The sequence below is a fragment of the Amycolatopsis sp. NPDC058340 genome, from assembly GCF_042723975.1.
GTDB lineage: Bacteria > Actinomycetota > Actinomycetes > Mycobacteriales > Pseudonocardiaceae > Amycolatopsis.
Genome location: NZ_JBHXIB010000061.1, coordinates 1 through 21,170, shown reverse-complemented (window position 1 = coordinate 21,170; position 21,170 = coordinate 1). Strand labels below are relative to the sequence as shown.

21 protein-coding genes are annotated in these 21,170 nt (G+C 68.3%); 17 read left to right on the top strand and 4 right to left on the bottom strand.

Annotated features, from left to right (window positions below):
• Nucleotides 1-224: 224 nt before the first annotated feature.
• The 7 genes from ACFWIW_RS37170 (at nt 225) to ACFWIW_RS37140 (ending at nt 6,050) form a co-directional block, all read left to right on the top strand.
• Entirely contained in the window at nt 225-1,901 is a 1,677-nt protein-coding gene (locus tag ACFWIW_RS37170) for an acyl-CoA carboxylase subunit beta (protein ID WP_378372769.1), read from the top strand.
• Entirely contained in the window at nt 1,898-2,116 is a 219-nt protein-coding gene (locus ACFWIW_RS37165; RefSeq protein ID WP_016331339.1) for an acyl-CoA carboxylase subunit epsilon, read from the top strand. The genes ACFWIW_RS37170 and ACFWIW_RS37165 overlap by 4 nt, the downstream gene beginning before the upstream one ends.
• A 61-nt stretch (nt 2,117-2,177) precedes the next feature.
• Nucleotides 2,178-3,011, top strand: coding sequence for a helix-turn-helix domain-containing protein (locus ACFWIW_RS37160; RefSeq protein ID WP_378372768.1), 834 nt, complete (start codon nt 2,178-2,180; stop codon nt 3,009-3,011).
• 197 nt (nt 3,012-3,208) lie between these two features.
• Complete coding sequence (locus ACFWIW_RS37155; RefSeq protein WP_016331337.1) at nt 3,209-3,415, top strand: DUF397 domain-containing protein; 207 nt, start codon at nt 3,209-3,211, stop codon at nt 3,413-3,415.
• Complete coding sequence (locus tag ACFWIW_RS37150) at nt 3,412-3,732, top strand: hypothetical protein (RefSeq protein ID WP_378372767.1); 321 nt, start codon at nt 3,412-3,414, stop codon at nt 3,730-3,732. Before ACFWIW_RS37155 ends, ACFWIW_RS37150 begins: the two co-directional genes overlap by 4 nt.
• Before the next feature lie 100 nt (nt 3,733-3,832).
• Entirely contained in the window at nt 3,833-4,459 is a 627-nt protein-coding gene (locus tag ACFWIW_RS37145; protein ID WP_378372766.1) for a PadR family transcriptional regulator, read from the top strand.
• Nucleotides 4,440-6,050: a DHA2 family efflux MFS transporter permease subunit gene (locus tag ACFWIW_RS37140; RefSeq protein ID WP_378372765.1), complete on the top strand. Its 1,611-nt coding sequence runs from the start codon at nt 4,440-4,442 to the stop codon at nt 6,048-6,050. Before ACFWIW_RS37145 ends, ACFWIW_RS37140 begins: the two co-directional genes overlap by 20 nt.
• Before the next feature lie 57 nt (nt 6,051-6,107).
• Here the strand turns inward: ACFWIW_RS37140 and ACFWIW_RS37135 are convergent, their stop codons facing one another.
• A complete protein-coding gene (locus ACFWIW_RS37135; RefSeq protein WP_378372764.1) occupies nt 6,108-7,913 on the bottom strand; it encodes a glycoside hydrolase family 3 protein in 1,806 nt (601 codons plus the stop codon).
• A 166-nt stretch (nt 7,914-8,079) separates the two neighbouring features.
• Here ACFWIW_RS37135 and ACFWIW_RS37130 point away from each other — a divergent pair, with 166 nt between their 5' ends.
• Both ACFWIW_RS37130 and ACFWIW_RS37125 read left to right on the top strand, forming a co-directional pair.
• Nucleotides 8,080-8,706: a Maf family protein gene (locus ACFWIW_RS37130; RefSeq protein WP_378372763.1), complete on the top strand. Its 627-nt coding sequence runs from the start codon at nt 8,080-8,082 to the stop codon at nt 8,704-8,706.
• A gap of 100 nt (nt 8,707-8,806) precedes the next feature.
• Nucleotides 8,807-10,162, top strand: a complete 1,356-nt coding sequence (locus tag ACFWIW_RS37125; RefSeq protein WP_378372762.1) for a dicarboxylate/amino acid:cation symporter — start codon at nt 8,807-8,809, stop codon at nt 10,160-10,162.
• Between the two features lie 253 nt (nt 10,163-10,415).
• Here the strand turns inward: ACFWIW_RS37125 and ACFWIW_RS37120 are convergent, their stop codons facing one another.
• Complete coding sequence (locus ACFWIW_RS37120; RefSeq protein ID WP_378372798.1) at nt 10,416-11,099, bottom strand: hypothetical protein; 684 nt, start codon at nt 11,097-11,099, stop codon at nt 10,416-10,418.
• An 83-nt stretch (nt 11,100-11,182) separates the two neighbouring features.
• Here ACFWIW_RS37120 and ACFWIW_RS37115 point away from each other — a divergent pair, with 83 nt between their 5' ends.
• The 6 genes from ACFWIW_RS37115 to ACFWIW_RS37090 all read left to right on the top strand — a co-directional run bounded on the left by ACFWIW_RS37115 (nt 11,183) and on the right by ACFWIW_RS37090 (nt 15,220).
• The gene (locus ACFWIW_RS37115) at nt 11,183-11,467 is read left to right on the top strand and encodes an SAV_915 family protein (RefSeq protein ID WP_378372761.1); all 285 of its coding nucleotides are present in this window, start codon (nt 11,183-11,185) and stop codon (nt 11,465-11,467) included.
• A gap of 149 nt (nt 11,468-11,616) precedes the next feature.
• Entirely contained in the window at nt 11,617-13,407 is a 1,791-nt protein-coding gene (locus ACFWIW_RS37110) for an acetyl/propionyl/methylcrotonyl-CoA carboxylase subunit alpha (protein WP_378372760.1), read from the top strand.
• A gap of 46 nt (nt 13,408-13,453) precedes the next feature.
• A complete protein-coding gene (locus tag ACFWIW_RS37105) occupies nt 13,454-13,909 on the top strand; it encodes a DUF1707 domain-containing protein (protein ID WP_378372759.1) in 456 nt (151 codons plus the stop codon).
• 41 nt (nt 13,910-13,950) lie between these two features.
• A complete protein-coding gene (locus ACFWIW_RS37100; RefSeq protein ID WP_378372797.1) occupies nt 13,951-14,325 on the top strand; it encodes a DUF1707 domain-containing protein in 375 nt (124 codons plus the stop codon).
• An 80-nt stretch (nt 14,326-14,405) separates the two neighbouring features.
• Nucleotides 14,406-14,660 (top strand): cold shock domain-containing protein, encoded by a 255-nt coding sequence (locus ACFWIW_RS37095; RefSeq protein WP_378372758.1) that lies wholly within the window; start codon nt 14,406-14,408, stop codon nt 14,658-14,660.
• A gap of 29 nt (nt 14,661-14,689) precedes the next feature.
• On the top strand, nt 14,690-15,220 hold the full coding sequence (locus ACFWIW_RS37090) for a GNAT family N-acetyltransferase (protein WP_126735215.1): 531 nt from the start codon (nt 14,690-14,692) through the stop codon (nt 15,218-15,220).
• Between the two features lie 35 nt (nt 15,221-15,255).
• Here the strand turns inward: ACFWIW_RS37090 and ACFWIW_RS37085 are convergent, their stop codons facing one another.
• Nucleotides 15,256-16,719, bottom strand: coding sequence for an aldehyde dehydrogenase family protein (locus tag ACFWIW_RS37085; protein ID WP_378372757.1), 1,464 nt, complete (start codon nt 16,717-16,719; stop codon nt 15,256-15,258).
• 97 nt (nt 16,720-16,816) lie between these two features.
• Nucleotides 16,817-18,556: a glycerol-3-phosphate dehydrogenase/oxidase gene (locus tag ACFWIW_RS37080; RefSeq protein WP_378372756.1), complete on the bottom strand. Its 1,740-nt coding sequence runs from the start codon at nt 18,554-18,556 to the stop codon at nt 16,817-16,819.
• Nucleotides 18,557-18,790: 234 nt separating this feature from the next.
• On the opposite strand from ACFWIW_RS37080, the gene ACFWIW_RS37075 reads away from it, so the two are divergent.
• Complete coding sequence (locus ACFWIW_RS37075) at nt 18,791-19,546, top strand: MIP/aquaporin family protein (RefSeq protein WP_378372755.1); 756 nt, start codon at nt 18,791-18,793, stop codon at nt 19,544-19,546.
• 14 nt (nt 19,547-19,560) lie between these two features.
• Nucleotides 19,561-21,072 carry a glycerol kinase GlpK gene (glpK, locus tag ACFWIW_RS37070; protein WP_378372754.1) on the top strand — a complete coding sequence of 504 codons (1,512 nt, stop codon included), beginning with the start codon at nt 19,561-19,563 and terminating at the stop codon, nt 21,070-21,072.
• Nucleotides 21,073-21,170: the final 98 nt, after the last annotated feature.

Here is a 21,170-nt window from a genome sequence, read left to right as displayed (position 1 = left end):
GCGCGCGGCGTGTGGGTTGCGGTTGCTGCGGTGGGGGGGGGGGGGGCCTCATTCTTCTTCTTGGTTTTTGTGGTTGTTTTTGTGTTTTCTCTTCTTCCCCCCCCCCCCCCCCCCCCCCCCCCCACGCCGACCCACGACCACCTGCACCACTCACGACCACCCTGCCCCAAGACGTTGCCTACGCCACACGCGAAGTGACCGTCGAGTAGCTAGGCTGCGGTTTCATGAGCAGTGCGACGGAGCCGCTCGGGACGCCGCCCGAGGACGAACCGGACATCCACACGACGGCCGGCAAGCTGGCCGACCTGTACCGCCGGTATGACGAGGCGGTGCACGCGGGTTCCGCGAGGGCGGTGGAGAAACAGCACGCCAAGGGCAAGAAGACCGCTCGCGAGCGGATCGACCTGCTGCTGGACGAGGGCTCCTTCGTCGAGCTCGACGAGCTCGCGAAGCACCGCTCGGTCAACTTCGGCCAGGAGAAGAACCGGCCCTACGGCGACGGCGTCGTCACCGGCTACGGCACCGTCGACGGCCGTCCGGTGTGCGTGTTCAGCCAGGACGTCACCGTCTTCGGCGGTTCACTCGGTGAGGTGTACGGCGAGAAGATCGTCAAGGTGATGGACCTGGCGATCAAAACCGGCCGCCCGATCATCGGGATCAACGAGGGCGGCGGCGCGCGGATCCAGGAAGGCGTCGTCTCGCTCGGCCTGTACGGCGAGATCTTCAACCGCAACGTCAAGGCGTCCGGCGTCATCCCGCAGATCTCGCTGATCATGGGCGCCAATGCGGGCGGGCACGTCTACTCCCCCGCGCTGACCGACTTCGTGGTGATGGTCGACAAGACCTCGCACATGTTCATCACCGGCCCCGACGTCGTGAAGACCGTGACCGGTGAAGAAGTCTCCTTCGAGGAACTCGGCGGCGGGCGCACGCACAACACCCGTTCGGGCGTCGCGCACTACCTCGGTTCGGACGACGAGGACGCCATCTCGTACGTGAAGGAACTGCTCGCGTTCCTCCCGGCGAACAACCTGTCCGAGGCGCCGGTCTTCGAGACCGACTCGGCGCCGGGTGCAGGCTCGAGGTACTCCTCTCCGGCGAGAGCCCATGGGCAGAGCTTCGACGACGTCACCGACACCGACCGCGAACTCGACACGCTGATCCCGGACTCGCCGAACCAGCCGTACGACATGCACGAGGTCATCACCCGCGTCGTCGACGACGGTGACTTCCTCGAGGTGCACGAGCTGTTCGCGCCCAACATCCTGGTCGGTTTCGGCCGGGTGGACGGGCGCAGCGTCGGCATCGTGGCGAACCAGCCGACGCAGTTCGCCGGCTGCCTCGACATCGACGCCTCCGAGAAGGCCGCGCGGTTCGTGCGCACCTGCGACGCGTTCAACATCCCGGTGCTGACCTTCGTCGACGTCCCCGGCTTCCTTCCGGGCACCGACCAGGAGTGGAACGGCATCATCCGGCGCGGCGCGAAGCTGATCTACGCCTACGCCGAAGCGACCGTCCCGCTCGTCACCGTCATCACCCGCAAGGCGTACGGCGGCGCGTACGACGTCATGGGGTCGAAGCACCTCGGCGCGGACATCAACCTGGCCTGGCCGACGGCGCAGGTCGCGGTCATGGGCGCGCAGGGCGCGGCGAACATCGTCCACCGCAAGACGCTCGCCGCGGCCGCCGCCGACGGCAAGGACGTCGACGCGCTGCGCGCCGAGCTCATCCAGGAGTACGAAGACACCCTCCTGAACCCGTACGCGGCGGCCGAGCGCGGTTACGTCGACTCGGTGATCGTGCCCGCGCACACCCGCGGCCACGTCGCGAAGGCGCTCTCGCTGCTCCAGGGCAAGCGTGAGTCGTTGCCGCCCAAGAAGCACGGGAACATCCCGCTGTGACCGCGCCCGAAACCCCGCTGCTGCGCGTCGTCCGGGGCAACCCGGACGACGCCGAGCTCGCCGCGCTGACCGCCGTCGTCGCGGCGGCGGCCGGTGCGCGGGCACCGGAACCGGCGCCGAAACGGGATTCGTGGTGGGCGGACAAGGCTTCGCTCGTGCGGGCCCCGCTCGCTCCCGGAGAGGGTGCCTGGCGGGCTTCGGCGCTTCCTCGCTGAGGCGGGCCCGGCGGGCTATCGTGACAGTCCTGCCGACCTCGATCGCCTCAGAAAGCCGTGCGTGACGAACCAGGATCACCTCTCCACCGAGTTGCGCCGTCTGCGCAAAGCCGCCGGGCTGTCCGGTACCGAGGCGGCGAGGCTCAGCGGCCTCAGTCAGTCGAAGGTGTCGCGGGTCGAGACCGGCGCCTTCATGCCGACCGAGGACCAGGTCGTCGCGCTGTGCCGCGTCTATCGCGCGCCCGCGAAGATCCGGCGGGCGCTGGTCGCGATCACCCGGGACCTCCGTGAGGAGGCGTCGTCCGCCCGCGTCGTCCTTCAGCGCGGTGCCTGGCGGATGCAGCAGCGCATCGGCAAGATCGAGACGGCGTCCGCCCGCATCCGGGGTTTCCAGCCGACCATCGTGTCCGGCCTGCTCCAGACCCGCGACTACATCACCGCGCTGTTCGGCGACGCGCTGCCGGAGGACGAACGCGACCAGACGGTCGAGGCCCGGCTGGAACGCCAGCGGATCCTCGATTCGAATCGCGAGTTCCATTTGGTGCTCACCGAAGGCGCTTTGCGCTGGAACATGGGCGGCGCGGCGACCATGCTGGCCCAGCTCGGCCATCTCATCGAGGTCTCCCGCCGCGATCGGGTGCGGCTGGGCGTGATCCCGTGGACCACTCCGGTGTCCGTCCCCGTCCTCCACGGTTTCGACATCTACGACTCGCGCGCGGTGCTCCTCGGGACGCAGACGGCCACGGCCCTCGTCACGGACGAACGTGAAGTCGCCGACTACGAAAAGAACTTCGCCGAGGTCGAGCGCTACGCCACCTACGGCGACATCGCCTGCGGGCATCTGACGCGGATCGCCGCCGACTACCGACAGCTCGCGGCCGGATCATTTCGGTGACCTAAGGCCCTTTGCGCTATGCACCCCCAGAGTGCATGGTTAGTAAAGCAGCTGTCGGTGAAGGTCCCTTTCCGTGCGCCGAACGCGATCATCGGAGCCGCTCACCGACCGATCGGCACAGATCACCCGATCTCGCCAACCTTGCTGCCGCGCAACCCGTCTACTTGCCGAAACAGTCACTGGGGAAAGGCGCTCCTATGACCACCTGGCACGAAAACATGACCGGCTGGCACAAGTCGACGTACACGCACTGGGAAGAGAACGCCTGCGTCGAGGTCGGCACCGCGCCCGGCCTGGTGGGCATCCGGGACACCAAGCAGTGGGCGCTGCCGGACGAGACCCGGCCCATCCTGGTGCTCCCGGCCGAGTCCTTCGCCGCGCTCCTCGAACACCTCGGACGATGAACGACGTCGCCGAGCCGTACATGGTCCACGATCCGCGGGAGATGGCGGGCCAGCTGATCAACGGCAACTGGATCGTCGCGCGGTGGGAGCACCTCGGCGAGGACGAGGACCTCGACCACTGGACGGCCGTCCTGCGGAGCCACTGCGAAGAACTCGACGTCGATCCGTATGTCATCAACATCCCGCGGAAGAGCCTGACCATCGTCTTCAACGGCGCGCTCCCCGCGCCGACGTTCGAACAGCTGGAGAACTCGATCGCGGCCATCGAGTACCACCGCTTCCTCGAACGCGAGATCGGGCCGAGACCGCTCGACTAGCGGCCGGCCGGAGCAGCGAAGCCCCTCTTGAAGATTCAGCCGCGCCTGGCATATATTCCACAAGGAATAATCAGCAGGGAATCTTCCGAGGGGGGCATCTATGGTCGCGAAGCTCACTCCGCTCGCCATGGCGGTGCTGGAACTCCTGCACGAGCGGCCCATGCATCCGTACGAGATGGCGCAGCTGATGCGCGAACGTTTCGTCAACACGCGCGTCAAGGTGAAGGCGGGCTCGCTCTATCACGCGGTGGATCGCCTGGTGCAGAACGGTTTCGTCGAGATCGTCGAGACACAACGGGACGGGAAACGCCCCGAGCGCACCGTGTACGCGATGACGGACGCCGGCCGCGACGAGTTCGTCACGCGCGCGCAGGACATGCTGGCCAACCCCGCCGAGGAGTACCCCGAGTACCTCAGCGCGCTCGCCGTCATCGACGAACTCGGCCCGGAACTGTCGGTCACCCAGCTCAAGCACCGTGTGCTGCGGCTGCAGGCCGCCATCGCCTCCGACCAGGTCGTCCTGGAGAACCTGGTCAACGAGCACAAACTTCCCGAGATCTACTGGCTCGACTGGTCCTACGCCACCGCGCGGCGGGCCTTCGAGCTGGAGTGGACCCAGAAACTCGTCGCGGACCTGGAATCCGGCCGTATCCGGTTCCAGGGCCACTGCGCGCCACAACTGAACCTGGTCACCGAGGACGACAGTGATGAACGCAAGACAAGCTAACCCCTGGGCCGCGCTCTCCGCGCTGTGCCTGGGTTTCTTCATGATCCTGCTGGACACCACGATCGTTTCGACCGCGATCCCCGCGATGCTGCGCGAACTCGGCGCGGGGCTGAACGCGATCGTCTGGGTGATCAGCGTCTACCTGCTCACCTACGCGGTGCCGATGCTGTTCGCCAGCCGTCTCGGCGACCGCTTCGGCCCGAAACGCGTCTACCTGGCCGGGCTCGTGGTCTTCACGCTGGCCTCGCTGTGGTGCGGTCTGTCCGGTTCGGTCGAGATGCTGATCGCGGCCCGCGCGGTGCAAGGCCTCGGCGCCGCTTTGATGACGCCGCAGACCCTGGCGTTCATCAGCCATCTGTTCCCGCCGTCGAAACGCGGCCCCGCGATGGGACTCTGGAGCGGCGTCGCCGGGATCGCGGCCATCGTCGGGCCGGTGCTCGGTGGTGTGCTCGTCGACCATCTCGGCTGGGAATGGATCTTCTTCGTCAACCTGCCGGTCGGCGTGGTCGCGCTCGCGCTGGCGCTGCTCAAGGTGCCGGACTGGCAGCCGAAGCACTCGCATTCCTTCGACGTCCCGGGAATCCTGCTGTCCGGCGCGGGTCTGTTCTGCGTCGTCTACGGCGTCCAAAATGGACAGCACTACGACTGGGGACGGGTGTTCGGGCCGATCACCGTATTCGAGATCATCGGCTTCGGGGTCGCCCTGCTGGTCGCTTTCGTGGTGTGGCAACGGTTCAACCGCGCCGAACCGCTGCTGCCGCTGGGCGTTTTCGCGAACCGCAACTTCTCGGCCGGGGCGCTGACCGCGGTCACCGTCGGCTTCGCGATGACCGGCATGTTCCTGCCGCTGGTGATCTACATCCAGGCCGTGCTGGGCGAGTCGCCGACGATGTCCGGGCTGCTGTTCGCGCCGATGTCGTTGCTGGGCGGCCTGATCGGCCCGTTCGTCGGCCGCGCTTCGGACAAGGTCAACGGCAAGGTCCTGCTGATCATCGGGCTGACCGCACTGGGCGCGGGGCTGGCGCTGACGGCACTGATCGCCGAGGCGGGCGCGAACGCCTGGACGCTCACCCCGGCGCTGCTGGTGGCGGGCGTCGGCATCGGCTTCATCTTCGCGCCGATGGGCAATCTGGCGATGAGTTCGGTCGAGCCGCGGCTCGTCGGCACCGCGTCGGGCATTTTCAACACCGCCCGTCAGGTCGGCGGCGTACTCGGCAGCGCGGCCGTCGGTGTGCTGCTGCAGGCACGGATCAGCGCTTCGATCGCCGACGAGGCCGCGTCGGCCGCGAGCGCGTTGCCGGAGCAGTACCGGGCGCCGTTCGCGGAAGGCGTCGCGAAAGCCGCGGAATCGACCGGGGAGTTCGGATCTTCCGCGCCGACGGCGTTCCCCGGCCTGCCGTCCGGTGTCGCCGAGCAGGCTCAGCGGCTCGCGCTCGAAGCCGTCCACAATGGACTCACCGACGCGGCACGGGTGACGCTGCTGCTTCCGGCCGCGGTACTCGTGCTTGGCGTGCTCGCCGCGCTCACCATGCGGAACGCGCGGAGCCGGGCGCACCCACCGGTGCCCGAACCTGCCGCCAGCGCCGCCTGACCTCACGTCTCGTGAGTGGCAAGGACGGTTCTAACCGTCCTTACCACTCACGAGGTCCTAGCGGCGGTACCGCAGGCCGTAGCCGTACGGGTACAGCGCCTTCTTGCCGTCACCGATGTTCACCGGTTCCTGAGCCGCGCTGACAGGCCAGCTGAACGTCAGCTTCCCGGTCGGGTTGTAGTCGCCGTAAAGGACATCGGCGACACCGGCGCCTTCGCTGCCCGGGAGCCAGGCCGCGACCAGCCCGTCGAACTGCGGCAGCTGAGCGGCGATGTCGAGCGGGCGGCCGGATACGGTCACCACGACGACCGGGACCCCGGAGGCCTTCAGTTTGGCGATCGTGGCGAGGTCTTCCGCGTCGAGTCCGAAGCCGTTCGGCCGGTCTCCCTGTCCTTCGGCGTACGGCGTTTCGCCCACCACTGCGACGGCGACCTGGTAGCTGCCGTCGATTCCGTTACCCGCACGGTCATAGGTCACCGTGGTTCCCTTCCCCGCCCCCGACTTGATGCCGTCGAGGATGGTCGTGCCCGGGATCACCGGGCCGCTCTGTCCCTGCCAGGTGAGCGTCCAGCCGCCCGCCTGGTTGCCGATGTCGTTCGCGTTCTTGCCCGCGACGAAGATCTTGTTGTTCTTCTTCGCCAGTGGCAGCACACCGTCGTTCTTCAGCAGCACCTGGGATTCGCGGACGGCCTGCCGGGCCAGTTCGCGATGTTCCTTGCTGCCGAACGTCTTCTGGAGCGAACGGTCGGTGTACGGATGCTCGAACAAGCCGAGCTCGAACTTCTCCGCCAGGATGCGGCGGTTCGCGTCGTCGATCCGGTCGCGGGAAACGCGGCCCGCCTCGACTTCGGCCTTGAGGTAGGCGATGAACTGCGGCGCGTCCCACGGGACCATGAACATGTCGATGCCCGCGTTGACCGAGAGCCGCACCTCTTCGGGGGTGAAACCCTCCTTGCCGTCGATCTGGTTGATCGCGTTGTAATCCGAGATCACCAGCCCGCGGAACCGCAGTTCCTTCTTGAGGACGTCGGTGATGAGGTACTTCTGCGCGTGCATGCGCACTCCCTGGAAGCTGGAGAACGAGATCATCACCGAGCCGACACCACGGTCGATCGCCTCGCGGAACGGCGGCAGATGGATCTGGCGCAGTTCACGTTCGCTGATCTCGGTGTTGCCCTGGTCGACGCCGTTCGTCGTGCCACCGTCGCCGACGTAGTGTTTCGCCGTCGCGAGCACGGATCCCGGTTTTTCGCCGAGCCTGCGCCCCTGATGCCCGGTGATGGCCGACGCGTTCGCGATGGCGTCACGCGGGGATTCGCCGAAGGATTCGTAAGTCCGGCCCCAGCGATCGTCGCGGGCGACGCACAGACACGGCGAAAAGTCCCACTGCGGGCCGGTTCCGGCGACTTCCAGCGCCGTCGCCCGGCCGATCTTTTCGACCAGGCGCGGATTGTTGGCCGCGCCGAGGCCGATGTTGTGCGGGAAGATCGTGGCGCCGTAGACGTTGTTGTGGCCGTGCACGGCGTCGACGCCGTAGATCGTGGGAATGCCGAGCGGCGTCGAAATGGCCGCCTTCTGATATGAGTCGACCATGTCGGCCCACCCGTTCGGCGTGTTGCTCTCCGGTACCGAGCCGCCGCCGGAGAGCAGGGACCCCAGTTTGAGCGCGGCGGCCTGGTCGGGGGTGACGGCGCCGCGTTCGGCCTGCGTCATCTGGCCGATCTTGTCGTCGAGACTCATCCGCTTGAGCAGGTCGTTCACCCGCGCGGACGTCGGCGCGTGCGGGTTCTTGTAGAGCGGCCCCGGGGCGGCGGACGCCACCGGGGTCAGGACCGAACCGGCCAGGAGCAGTCCTGCGAGCACTGTGGTTTGCGTCGTGCGAAGAGATCTTCTGACGCGGAGGCGGGGCGGCATTGGTTCCTCCGTAGCTCGAACAATCCATATGTTGCGCGCCACAACAAACTAACTCCACGTTCGGGTGTTCCAGGTCACAATCAGGCAACGACGACGCGTCGAGTACCTTCCTCACGTGCGTTTCGTTCTCGCGTCCCAGTCCCCCGCCCGCCTCGGTGTCCTGCGTTCCGCCGGCTTCGATCCGAGCGTCGTCGTGTCCGGCGTCGACGAGGACGCGGTCGCCGCGTCCCTGACCGATCCGGCCCCCGAGGAGCTGGTCCGCGCGCTCGCCGCGGCGAAGGCCGAAGCGGTTGTCGAGGCGCTCGGCGGCCACGGCGACATGGTCATCGTTGGCTGCGATTCGATGTTGTCGATCAACGGCGAGATGGTCGGGAAGCCGATCACGCCGGAAGCCGCGCGCGAGCGCTGGGCGTCGATGGCGGGCAAAACCGGTGAACTTCTGACCGGCCACGCGATCATCCGCGTCGAGAACGGCGAGAGGACGAAGGAAGCGTCCGGGACCGAAGGCACCACTGTTCGCTTCGGCACACCGTCGCAAGAAGAGATCGAGGCGTACATCGCCTCCGGAGAGCCGCTTCAGGTGGCCGGCGGCTTCACCCTCGACGGACTCGGCGGCTGGTTCATCGAGGGAATCGACGGTGATTTCTCGAGCGTCATCGGCATCAGCCTGCCGCTGACCCGGCGTTTGCTGACGGAGGTCGGGGTGAGCGTCATCGATCTGTGGACGCGTCCCGCATCCTGAGACGACTCCCACACGATCGGGTGATCCGGAAGAGTCCTGCCTCGCCGAACGTTCTTCACGTTCGGGAAATCAGGAAACTTTCACGCACCGGAGTCGCCCCGTGTCTTTCATTCGGACCTATACAAGGCCAAGGGTCTTCGCGGCGGCGGTCCTCGGCTCGCTCGTCGTGGGCGCCCTGCTCGGCGTCCTCGCCAGGACGACCGAGGCGAGCTGGCTGACCGACCTGCTCGACCAGATCGGCACGATCTTCACGACGCTGCTGCAGATCGCGGTGATCCCGCTGGTCTTCACGGCGATCGTGGTCGGCATCAACAGCCTGCGCAACCTCGGCGGCGGCAAGAAGGCCGCGCGGCTGGGCGGCAAGACCGTCCTGTGGTTCGCGATCACGTCGTTCATCGCGTCGCTGATCGGCATCGCCGTCGCGAAGCTGTTCAACCCGGGCAGCGGCGGCCTCGGCGAAGGTGTCGCCGCGACCGCGAAGAACGCGGACAAGGCCACCAAGAGCGTCGACAACTGGGGCTCCTGGAGCGCCTTCGTCGAAGGCTTCCTGCCGAAGAACTTCTTCACGGCTTTCACCGAAGGCTCGACGCTGCAGGTGCTGTTCCTCGCCGTGATCATCGGCGCGGCGGCCTACAGCCTCGGTGACAAGGCCAAGCCGTTCGTCGACTTCACCACCAGCGTCTTCGAGATCATCCAGCGCTACCTCGGCTGGATCGTCCGGCTCGCCCCGATCGGCATCGTCGGCCTGATCGGCGCCGCGGTCGCGAACTACGGTGACGCCCTGTTCCGGCCGCTGTTCACCACCACTCTCGCGGTGTACGTCGGCTGCCTCGTGGTGCTGCTGGTGGTCTACCCGATCCTGCTCCAGTTCGTGGCGAAGGTCAGCCCGCTGAAGTTCTTCTCGAAGGCCGGCACGGCGATCCAGTTCGCGTTCGCTTCGCAGTCTTCGGCCGCGACGCTGCCCCTGACCCGGCAGTCCGCCGTGAACCTGGGCGTCCAGCCCGCGTACGCCGCCTTCGCGACTCCGCTGGGCAGCGCCACGAAGATGGACGGCTGCGCCGCGGTGTTCCCCGCGATCGGTGCCATCTTCATCGCGAACCTATCCGGGGTCTCGCTGAACATCTGGCAGTACGTCGGGATCGTCGTGGTCGCCGTGCTCGGCGCACTGGCCACCGCCGGCACCACCGGCTGGCTGACCGCGCTGACCCTGACCACCGCGTTCATCGGCCTCGACGCGCAGCAGGTGGCGCTCGGGATCGCGCTGATCTACTCGGTGAACCCGATCATGGACATGATGCGGACCGCGACCAACGTCGCCGGCCAGATCGTCGTGCCGGTGGTCGTCGCCCGCGGCGAAGGCCTTCTGGACGACGAAGTGCTCAACTCGCCGACAGACCCTTCGCCGACTGAGAGCGGCACTGCCTCGGCGAAGGAGCCTGCCACGGCTGGGGCGTGAGGTCCTTTGACGGTCCGTGAAGGCCCCCTTCATTGCGTCTAGCGCAGTGAAGGGGGCCTTCACGTACTTGGGCTGTGACTTGTGGGATTACCGAGACCGCTGAGGCGGACCCGCGGTCCGTGAAGGCCCCCTTGAGGGACCAGAAGTCCGTGAGGGCCTCCTTCACTACCCTCAAGGTAGGGAAGGAGGCCCTCACGGACTTCGCCTCTCGCGAGCCCCCGCCCAAGTGGTAGCAAAGGTCCCTTGCTCCCCCTCAGGGGCAGGCCCGCAGATCCGCCTTCGTCAGCCGCACATCCGGCCACCCCCGCAACTCCGAGGGCGCGGTGTACCGGCGCGTGCATCCCACGGAACCGCGGGCGACGTCGTAGACCTCCGCCAGCACCGGCGCCGCCTGGCACCGGGCCGACCCGGACTGCGCGCCGGGGCACTCGTGCCGCACGACGATGACGTCCGCGACCCCGTCGGCGGTCACGTCGCCGAGGGCGACCGTCCCGGCGTCGGAGAAGTACGGCTTCCCGGTGTCCCGCCAGATCCCGCCGCGCGCGACGAACAGTTCGCCCGCCGCACCGCCGCCCGTCTCGCCGCGCACCAGGCACACCGGCGTCGTGCCGTCGACACAGCGCAGAGAATCGCCCTTCAGGGTGACCCCCATGTCGTTGATCATCAGCGGGTACGCGGTGTCCGCCCCGATCCGGACCACCCCCTGCTTCCCCGCGCCGTCGGCGAGGAGCACGACGGGCAGCCCGCCGACGGTCATCGCGCCGATCTCCCGGCAGGCCGAGTCGCCACAGTTGACGCCGGGCGCGCTCGGGGCGCCGTCGGACACCGGAGGCATGCCGGGGTCACCGGCGGGCGCTGGAGAGGCCGGGCGCAGCAGGATCACGGCGACGATCACGCCCGCCGTCACCACCACCGCCAGCAACGCGGTGAGCAGCACGGATTTCGGCGCCCGCGCTTCCTGTGTCCGCATATCCGAGAGCGTAAGTGATCTAGCGCAGAGTGCACGTCTATGTTGTTCCTGTGACGAACCCCGGACTGCCCAACGCACTGTTCCTTCCGACGGCGAAGAAGCCGAAGGACTACACGAGCGCGGAGATCGAACTCCGCGCGACCAAGGACGGCCGGATGGCGTTGATCGCCTTCTCCTCCGTGCAGCGCCTGGTCGAGTGCTGCGGGCCGCATCAGCCGTGGGCGCTGGTCAAATCCGAGCACCTCGGCCGCGTCCACCAGGCCCAGCCGTACGACCTGATCGTGCTCGATTCCGATCTTCCGGAGGAACTGCGGCATCGCGAAGCCCTGGTGTAGGGCCTGTTAGAAGAACTGCGCCCCCTCGAAGCGCTGCTATAAACAGTGTCACCGGGTGGCCTTGCTCTCACTAATCGGGGCGGGAACTTCCGTAAACTGCTGCGGAGCCGCATCGGGGCGGCCCGACGTGCGAACGCAGGAGGTACGGCGTGACCGAGCAGGCCGGCACAGGTGGTCCGGTGACCAAGATCCTGATCGCGAACCGCGGGGAAATCGCGGTACGGGTGATCAGGGCGGCGAAGGACGCCGGGCTGACCAGCGTCGCCGTCTACGCCGATCCTGACCGCGACGCACCCCACGTGCGCCTCGCGGACGAGGCCTTCGCCCTCGGCGGCACCACCGCGGCCGAGAGCTACCTCGTCTTCGACAAGCTGCTCGACGCCGCCAAGCGGTCGGGGGCGGACTCGGTCCACCCCGGCTACGGGTTCCTCTCCGAGAACGCGGACTTCGCCCAGGCCGTGCTCGACGCCGGGCTGACCTGGATCGGGCCGAGCCCGCAGGCCATCCGCGACCTCGGGGACAAGGTCACCGCGCGCCACATCGCGCTGCGTGCCGGCGCCCCGCTCGTGCCCGGCACGAAGGACCCCGTCGCGAACGCCGACGAGATCATCGCCTTCGCCGACGAGCACGGCCTGCCGGTCGCGATCAAGGCGGCGTTCGGCGGTGGCGGCCGTGGTCTGAAGGTCGCCCGCACCCGCGAAGAGATCCCGGAGCTCTTCGAATCGGCGACGCGTGAGGCGATCTCCGCCTTCGGCCGCGGCGAATGCTTCGTCGAGCGCTACCTGGACAAGCCGCGCCACGTCGAGGCCCAGGTCCTCGCCGACCAGCACGGCAACGCCATCGTCGTCGGCACCCGCGACTGCTCGCTGCAGCGCCGCCACCAGAAGCTGGTCGAGGAGGCGCCCGCGCCGTTCCTGACCGACGAGCAGCGCAAACGCATCCACGAATCCGCGAAGGCGATCTGCAAGGAAGCCGGCTACTACGGAGCCGGGACGGTCGAGTACCTCGTCGCCGTCGACGGCACGATCTCGTTCCTCGAGGTCAACACGCGGCTTCAGGTCGAGCACCCGGTGTCCGAGGAGACCACGGGCCTCGACCTCGTGCGCGAGATGTTCCGCATCGCGCGTGGCGAGAAGCTGCGCATCACCGAAGACCCGGAACCACGTGGCCACTCGATCGAGTTCCGCATCAACGGCGAGGACGCCGGCCGCGGCTTCCTGCCCGCTCCCGGCACCGTGACGAAGTTCGTCGCGCCGAGCGGCCCCGGTGTCCGCGTCGACTCCGGTGTCGAGTCCGGCAGTGTCATCGGCGGCCAGTTCGACTCGATGCTCGCGAAGCTGATCGTCACCGGCTCGGACCGGCAGAACGCGCTGGAGCGCAGCCGCCGCGCGCTGGCCGAGATGGTCGCCGACGGGATGGCGACCGTGCTGCCGTTCCACCGCGTGATCGTGAACGACCCGGCCTTCATCGGCGACGAGAACGGTTTCAGCGTCCACACGCGCTGGATCGAGACCGAGTTCGAGAACACCATCGAGCCGTTCGTGGCACCGGAAACCGTCGAGGCCGAGGAAGAGCAGCCTCGGCAGAACGTCGTTGTCGAGGTCGGCGGCCGACGGCTCGAAGTGTCGCTCCCCGGCGGTTTCTCGCTCGACGCCGGTGGCGGCGGGACGGCCGTGAAGGCCAAGCCGCGCAAGCGCGCGGGCGGCACCAAGGCAGCGGTGAGCGGTGACGCGGTCACCGCGCCGATGCAGGGCACCATCGTCAAGGTCGCCGTCGAAGAGGGCCAGCGGGTCGAGGCGGGCGAGCTGGTCGTCGTGCTCGAAGCGATGAAGATGGAGAACCCGGTCACCGCGCACAAAGCGGGCACCGTGACCGGCCTTTCGGTCGAGGTCGGCGCCGCGGTGACGCAGGGCACCCAGCTGTTCGAGCTCAAAGACTGACGAATGTCGTGGTTGACGGGGCCTCGCCCGGCCTATTCTCGAAAGGGTGAGCGAGGTTCCGTCTCCGCGGCTGCGGATCAGTGATCAGGATCGCGAGTCCGCGCTGACCGCGCTCGGCGAGCACATGACCGTCGGCAGGATCGACATCGACGAGTACGGCGAGCGGTCCGCCCGGATCACCGCCGCCAAGACTCGCGGCGAGCTGGCCGAAATCTTCCTCGACCTGCCCGAGCCGCATCCGCGCTACGACGCGCCCAAGGTAGCCGTGGAGAAACCGGCGTCGCCGTGGGCGGGCATCTCCCCGACGCAACGTGTCATGGGCGCGCTCCTGCCGATCCTCTTCATCGCCACCATCGCGCTCATCATCACCACCGGCATCACCTGGTGGTTCATCCTCGTCCCGATCGGGATCAGCGCCGTCGGCGAGGGCATCTGGGGCAAAGGCTGGGAGAACTCGCACAAGAAGCTGGGGAAGCAGCGTCGACGGGAACTCGACGGCTGATCCGCCCGTAGACTCGGGACGTGAGTGCCGAGAGACCGGACATGCGGCTGAGCGACGCCGAACGCCAAGACGCGCTCGAAGCGCTGGAGGAGCATGTCCGCACCGGCAGACTCGACCTCGACGAGTTCGGTTCGCGGTCGGCGAAGGTCAGTGCCGCGAGGATGGTCAGCGAGCTGGAACCGCTGTTCACGGACCTGCCCTCGCCCCGGCCGAGCGCGCTGCTCCCCCTGCCGCCGATGCCCGGCGTCGCGCAGGCGTCCGCGAAGAACGAGGTCCAGCCGTCGAAATGGCTGACGGCCAGTGCCGTGCCGATCGCCGCCGCGGTCGCGATCGTGCTGTTCTTCTTCACCCGTGGGACTTTCCTGGTGTTCCTGTTGCCACTGGCGGTCGCGCTGATCATGAGCCGCCGCCGCTGATCCCGGAAGCCTCACCGCCGAGCTTCGGAGGAACCGTCATGGCCGAGGGGACTGTCCTCTGGTTCGACTCGGAGAGGGGCGTGGGTGCCGTCAGACCGGATGGCTGGGCCACTCCCCCGGTTCAGGGCCGGCGCTGGTGGCGCCGTCGCCGGAACTCGACGGCACCGCCCGCCGAAGCGGGGGAAATCCCCGTTCACTACTCCGAGATCCAGATGCGGGGCTTCAAGGAACTCAACGCCGGTCAGCGCGTGTCGTTCGCGATCCAGCAGGGCCCGAACGGACCGGTGGCGACCCACGTGACCCCGCTCAGCGGCCCGTGGCCCTACGAACCTTGATCTCCGGCCGGGGTGGTTACCCTCGAAGGGTGGAACCGGTGGAGATCAACGCGGGCGAGTACTACCTGCGGCAACTGCGGGCGGACAAGGCCCTCGACGACCGTCCGGCGCTGGTCGCGGCGTTCGCGGACCCGACGCACCGCAAGTACGTGCTGAACTACCGATTGCGGGACCTCGACGAGGCGACCGAGTACGTCGCGCTGCGCGCCGCCCAGTGGGCGGGTGACGAGCGCTGTTCCTGGGCGGTGGCCGAGCCGACCACCGGGGATCTGCTTGGCGAGGTCGGCCTGCGGGATCTCGATCTCGACGCCGGGTACGCGGAGGCGTCGGTCTGGGTGCGCGCGGCGTCGCGGGGCAAGGGGATCGCGAGCACCGCGCTCAACGCCGCCCTGCGCTTCGGTTTCGGCGGGCTCGGCCTGCGCGAGGTCAGCTACCGCTACGAGGAGACGAACGAGGTGTCGGCCTCGGTCGCCCGCAAATGCGGGTTCACCCTGGTCGGGCCCGAACTCGATCCGGCCCCGACCGGGGAACGCCTCATCCGCTGGCGCCGCACCGCCTGACCTGCGTTTAGCGGGCTAAACGCGATCCGCCGGGGTCAGAAGGGGTAGGTGGGCGGCGGGTTCCGGACGGTGACCCAGCGGGTCTCGGTGAACGCCTCGATGTTCGCCGCCGCGCCGCCGAAGCGGCTTCCCGTGCCCGAAGCGGCGACGCCACCGAAGGGGCTGTTCGCCTCATCGCTGACGGTCTGGTCGTTGATGTGCACGATCCCGGTCGGGACGCGATCCGCCAGCTCCAGTCCTTTGAGGACATCGCGCGTGACGATCCCCAGCGAGAGCCCGTACTCGCTCGCCGTCGCGAGCCGGATGGCCTCCTCCGCGTCGGAGAACCGGACGACCGGCGCGACCGGGCCGAAGATCTCCTGAGCGATGGCGGGCGCCGTCGGCGGCACGTCCGCGAGCACGGTCGCGGAGTAGAACAGCCGGTCGTACTCGCCGCCCGCGGCGACCCGCGCCCCCGCCGCCACGCTGGCGGTGACCAGGTCGTGGATCTTGTCCCGCTGTCCGGCGTCGATGATCGGCCCGAGCGCGACCTCGTCCCGCGCCGGGTCGCCCACGCGCAACGCCGAAGCCTTCGCCGCCAGCCGCTCGACGAAGTCGTCGTAGAGCCGCTCGTGCACGAGATGCCGCCCGGTGGTCATGCAGATCTGGCCCTGGTGGAAGAACGAGCCGAACGCGGCGACCCCGGCGGCTTCGTCGACGTCCGCGTCGTCGAGCACGATGAGCGCGGAGTTCCCGCCCAGCTCCAGATGTGCCCGCTTCAAATGCTTTCCGGCGAGTTCGCCGACCTTGCGCCCGGCGCCGGTCGACCCGGTGAACGAGATGACCCGGACCGCCGGATGCGTCACCAGTGTCTCGCCGACGTCCGCGCCGCCCGGCAGCATCTGCAGTACGCCCGGCGGCAGCCCCGCTTCCTCGAAGATCCGCGCGAGGACGACGCCGCCGGTGACGGCGGTGCGCGGATCCGGTTTGAGGATGACCGCGTTCCCCAGCGCGAGCGCCGGGGCGACCGACCGGATGCCGAGGATGATCGGCATGTTGAACGGCGAGATCACCGTGACCACACCGGCCGGGACACGGCGCGCCATCGAAAGACGCGGCTCCTCACTCGGCAGGAGTTCGCCGTACGGGCGGCCGGGCAGCGCCGCCGCCTCGTAGCACTCCTGCTCCGCGACGTGCAGCGAAAAGCCCGCGACTCCCGGCACCGCGCCGACCTCGCGGACGTTCCACCAGCGGATCTCGTCGGCGTACTCCGACCACAGCGTGGCCGCCTTGCGCAGGATCGCGGCCCGCCGGACGTGCGGTGTCGCCGCCCAGGCCCGCTGCGCCTCGGCCGCCGTTTCCGCCGCCTTCGCGGCGTCTTCGGCCGAGGCCATCCCGATGCTTCCCAGCACCTCTCCGGTCGCGGGCTCCGTGACCTTCCGGGTGCCGCCCATGCCGGGCACCCAGGAACCGCCGGCGAAGATCCGGTCCGTCCACGTCGACGAGTCGAGAAACACCACAAGGCCGCCTTCCGTATCGGGAAGGCCGACGCTATGCCAGATTCACCTGATCAGGCAACGATCTCCGCGCGCGTGGCACACCACTCGGCCGGGACGGTCAACTCACCGGTTCGATGATCCCCGAGCGTGCTTCCGGCGCGGCGGAGCGCAACGCGTCGGCGGCCTCGTCGCTCGGCTGCGACTGGGACTCCCGTTCCGCGTCGACCCGTGCCTTGTACACCTCGACTTCGCGCTTCTCCTCGTCCTTCGACCAGCCGAGCACCTCGCCCACCAGCGCGGCGACCTGCGCGGCGCAGTCGACGCCGCGGTGCGCGTATTCGATCGAGATCCTCGTCCGGCGCGCGAGCACGTCTTCCAGGTGAAGCGCGCCCTCGTGGCTGGCCGCGTAGACGACCTCGACACCGAGGTAGTCCGGAGCGTGCTCCAGCGGCTTCAGCAGTTCCGGCCGTCCTTCGCCGAGCGCGAGGACCTCGTGCACCATCGAGCCGTACCGGTCGAGCAGATGCCGCACGCGGTACGGGTGCAGCCCGTGCTCGCCTGCCAGATGGTCGGCCTGGTTCACCAGCGCGTGGTAGCCGTCGGCGCCGAGCAGCGGCACCTTGTCCGTGATGGACGACTGCGGCCTGCCCGGCAGGTCCACGGCCGCGGCGTCGACGGCGTCGGCCGCCATCACCCGGTACGTCGTGTACTTGCCGCCCGCGATCGCGACCAGCCCCGGCGCCACCCGCGCGACCGCGTGCTCACGCGAAAGCTTCGACGTCTCTTCGCTTTCCCCTGCGAGCAAAGGCCGGAGCCCGGCGTAGACGCCTTCGATGTCGTCGTGCGTGAGCGGTGTCGCGAGCACGGTGTTGACGTGTTCGAGGAGGTAGTCGATGTCGTGTTTGGTCGCGGCGGGATGGGCGAGGTCGAGATTCCAGTCGGTGTCGGTGGTCCCGACGATCCAGTGGTTGCGCCACGGGATGACGAACAGCACGGATTTCTCGGTGCGCAGGATCATGCCCGATTCCGAGACGATCCGGTCGCGCGGGACGACGATGTGCACGCCCTTGCTCGCCCGCACGCGGAACCGGCCGCGGCCACCGGAAAGGCGCTGCAGCTCGTCGGTCCACACGCCGGTGCAGTTGACCACCGCGGAGGCGTGGATCTCGGTCTCGCGGCCGTCCTCGACGTCGCGCACGCGGACCCCGGAAATACGGTCGGCCTCGCGGAGGAAGCCGACCACCTGGGTGGAGGTGCGCACGACGGCGCCGTAGTGCGCGGCGGTGCGGGCGACGGTCATCGTGTGCCGCGCGTCGTCGGATTGCGCGTCGTAGTAACGGATCCCGCCGATCAACGCGGACCGCTTCAGCGCCGGGACCATCCGCAGCGCACCCGCACGGCTCAGGTGTTTCTGGCCGGGAACCGACCGCGCGCCGCCCATCGTGTCGTACATCAGCAGGCCGGCCGCGGTGTACGGACGCTCCCAGATGCGGTGGGTCAGCGGGTACAGGAAGCTGACCGGCTTCACCAGATGCGGGGCGATCGTCGTCAGCATCAGCTCGCGTTCCCGCAGAGCTTCCCGCACCAGACCGAATTCCAGCTGTTCGAGGTAACGCAGCCCGCCGTGGAAGAGCTTGCTGGACCGGCTCGACGTTCCCGAGGCGAGGTCGCGCGCTTCGACGAGGGCGACCCGCAGGCCGCGTGTCGCGGCGTCGAGCGCCGTGCCCGCCCCGACCACTCCGCCGCCGATGACGACGAGGTCGAACTTGTCCTCACCCAGCCGCTGCCAAGACTCTTCCCGCTTGAGCGGTCCCAGCCTGGCGGGGCTGTTTTCGGCTTCGCGCTGAGAGCTTGCCACGTGACATTCCTCCTTGTGCCGCTGTGGCTCCAGCATCGCACGATCGGCCGCGACCGGTCCGTTATGCGGGTGACACGTGTGGCGTAACCCTCGTCGATCTTGGAAGGATTGGTTCCCGCGATGCCTGGAAGGAACAAATACGCGACGGTAACGTGCCACGGACGTGGGTCGGCAAGGGCGCCGTAGCACACCGTGTTCGACCCTGCGCGGAATGTCCAAAGTGGAGGTCAAGCGGTGAGTGCAGGAGCCATATTCGTCTGGGAGCTGCTGGGAACGGCGGTCCTGATCCTGTTGGGTAACGGCGTGGTCGCCAACCACGTGTTGCGGAAGAACAACGGCCACAACGGTGGCGTCGTGATGATCACCTTCGGGTGGGCGTTCGCGGTCTTCGCCGGTGCGAGCATCGCCGCACCGAGCGGCGCGCACCTGAACCCCGCGGTGACGCTGGGCCTCGCCATCGCGGACAAGACGAAGTGGGCGGACGTCCCGATCTACTTCGCCGGGCAGATGGTCGGCGCGATCCTCGGCGCCGTGCTCTGCTGGGCCGCCTACAAGCTGCAGTTCGACGACCACCCGCAGCGCGACGAGACGCTCGGCATCTTCTCGACCGCGCCGCAGATCCCGAACAAGGCGTGGAACCTCGTCACCGAGATCATCGGCACCTTCGTGCTCGTCGCGTGGATCCTGCTCAGCCCGGTGTACGCCAACGCCACGGGTGAGGGCGGGACGCCCCAGTTCGGCAACTCCGCGCTCGGCTACGCGGGTGTGGCGTTCGTCGTGCTGGTCATCGGCCAGTCCCTCGGTGGCCCGACCGGTTACGCCATCAACCCGGCCCGGGACCTCGGCCCCCGTATCGCGTACGCGTTCCTGCTGCCCATCAAGAACAAGGCCAACCCGAACTGGGGTTACTCCTGGGTCCCGGTCGCCGGCCCGCTGGTCGGCGGTGCCCTCGCCGCCCTGCTCTTCCTCGCCGTCCACAACCTCACCTGAGACTGGAGTTTTCGATGACTTCGTACGTAGCCGCGATCGACCAGGGCACCACGTCGACCCGCTGCATGATCTTCGACCACTCCGGCCGGGTGGTCGCCGTCGACCAGCGGGAACACGAGCAGATCTTCCCGAAGGCGGGCTGGGTCGAGCACAACGCCGAAGAGATCTGGGAGAACACGCGGGCCGTCGCCGCGGGCGCGCTGGCCAAGGGCGACCTGGTCGCGAGCGACATCGTCGCGGTCGGCATCACCAACCAGCGCGAGACCACGCTGGTCTGGGACCGCACCACCGGCAAGCCGGTGTACAACGCGATCGTGTGGCAGGACACCCGCACCGACAAGATCGTCAGCGACCTGGGGGCGCTCGGCGGCGGGCAGGAGCGCTACCGCGCCAAGGTGGGCCTGCCGCTGGCGACCTACTTCTCCGGGCCGAAGATCAAGTGGATCCTCGACAACGTTGACGGCGCCCGCGCGAAGGCCGAGGCCGGGGATCTGATCTTCGGCAACATGGACACCTGGGTGCTGTGGAACATGACCGGCGGGGTCGACGGCGGCGTGCACGTCACCGACCCGACCAACGCGTCGCGGACCATGCTGATGGACCTCGACACGCTGACCTGGGACGCGGAGATCGCCGAGGAGATGACGATCCCGCTGTCGATGCTCCCGGAGATCCGGTCGTCCTCGGAGACCTACGGCAAGGTCCGGGAGAAGGGCGCGCTGGCGGGCGTCCCGATCTCGGGCATCCTGGGCGACCAGCAGGCGGCGACCTTCGGGCAGGCGTGCCTCTCGCCGGGTGAAGCGAAGAACACCTACGGCACCGGCAACTTCATGCTGCTCAACACCGGCACCGAGAAGGTCATGTCGGACAACGGGCTGCTCACCACGGTCTGCTACAAGATCGGCTCGAACGACACGGTGTACGCGCTCGAAGGCTCGATCGCCGTCACCGGTTCGCTCGTGCAGTGGCTGCGGGACAACCTCGGCCTGATCGGCTCCGCGGCCGAGGTCGAGCAGCACGCCCGGACCGTCGAGGACAACGGTGGCGCGTACTTCGTGCCGGCGTTCTCGGGCCTCTTCGCGCCGTACTGGCGCTCCGACGCCCGCGGCGCGATCGTCGGCCTCACCCGGTTCGTCAACAAGGGACACATCTCGCGGGCGGTCCTGGAGGCGACGGCGTTCCAGTCGCGCGAGGTGATCGACGCGATGAACGCCGACTCCGGTGTCCCGCTGAAGTCGCTGAAGGTCGACGGCGGCATGGTCGTCAACGAGCTGCTCATGCAGTTCCAGGCCGACATCCTCGGCGTTCCGGTGATCCGGCCGGTGGTCAACGAGACCACCGCGCTCGGCGCGGCCTACGCGGCCGGGCTCGCGGTCGGGTTCTGGAAGAGCGAGGACGACATCCGCAACAACTGGGCGCAGGACAAGCAGTGGGACCCGTCGATGGACGAGGCCCGCCGCGAGTCGGAGTACCGGAACTGGAAGAAGGCGGTCACGAAGACCTTCGACTGGGTCGACGAAGACTGATCTGACGGTTTGCGCGTGAAGGCCCCCTTCCCTCGACTGAGCCGAGGGAAGGGGGCCAACACGCGCCTAGGGCCACTATCCCAAAACGCCCCCCCCCG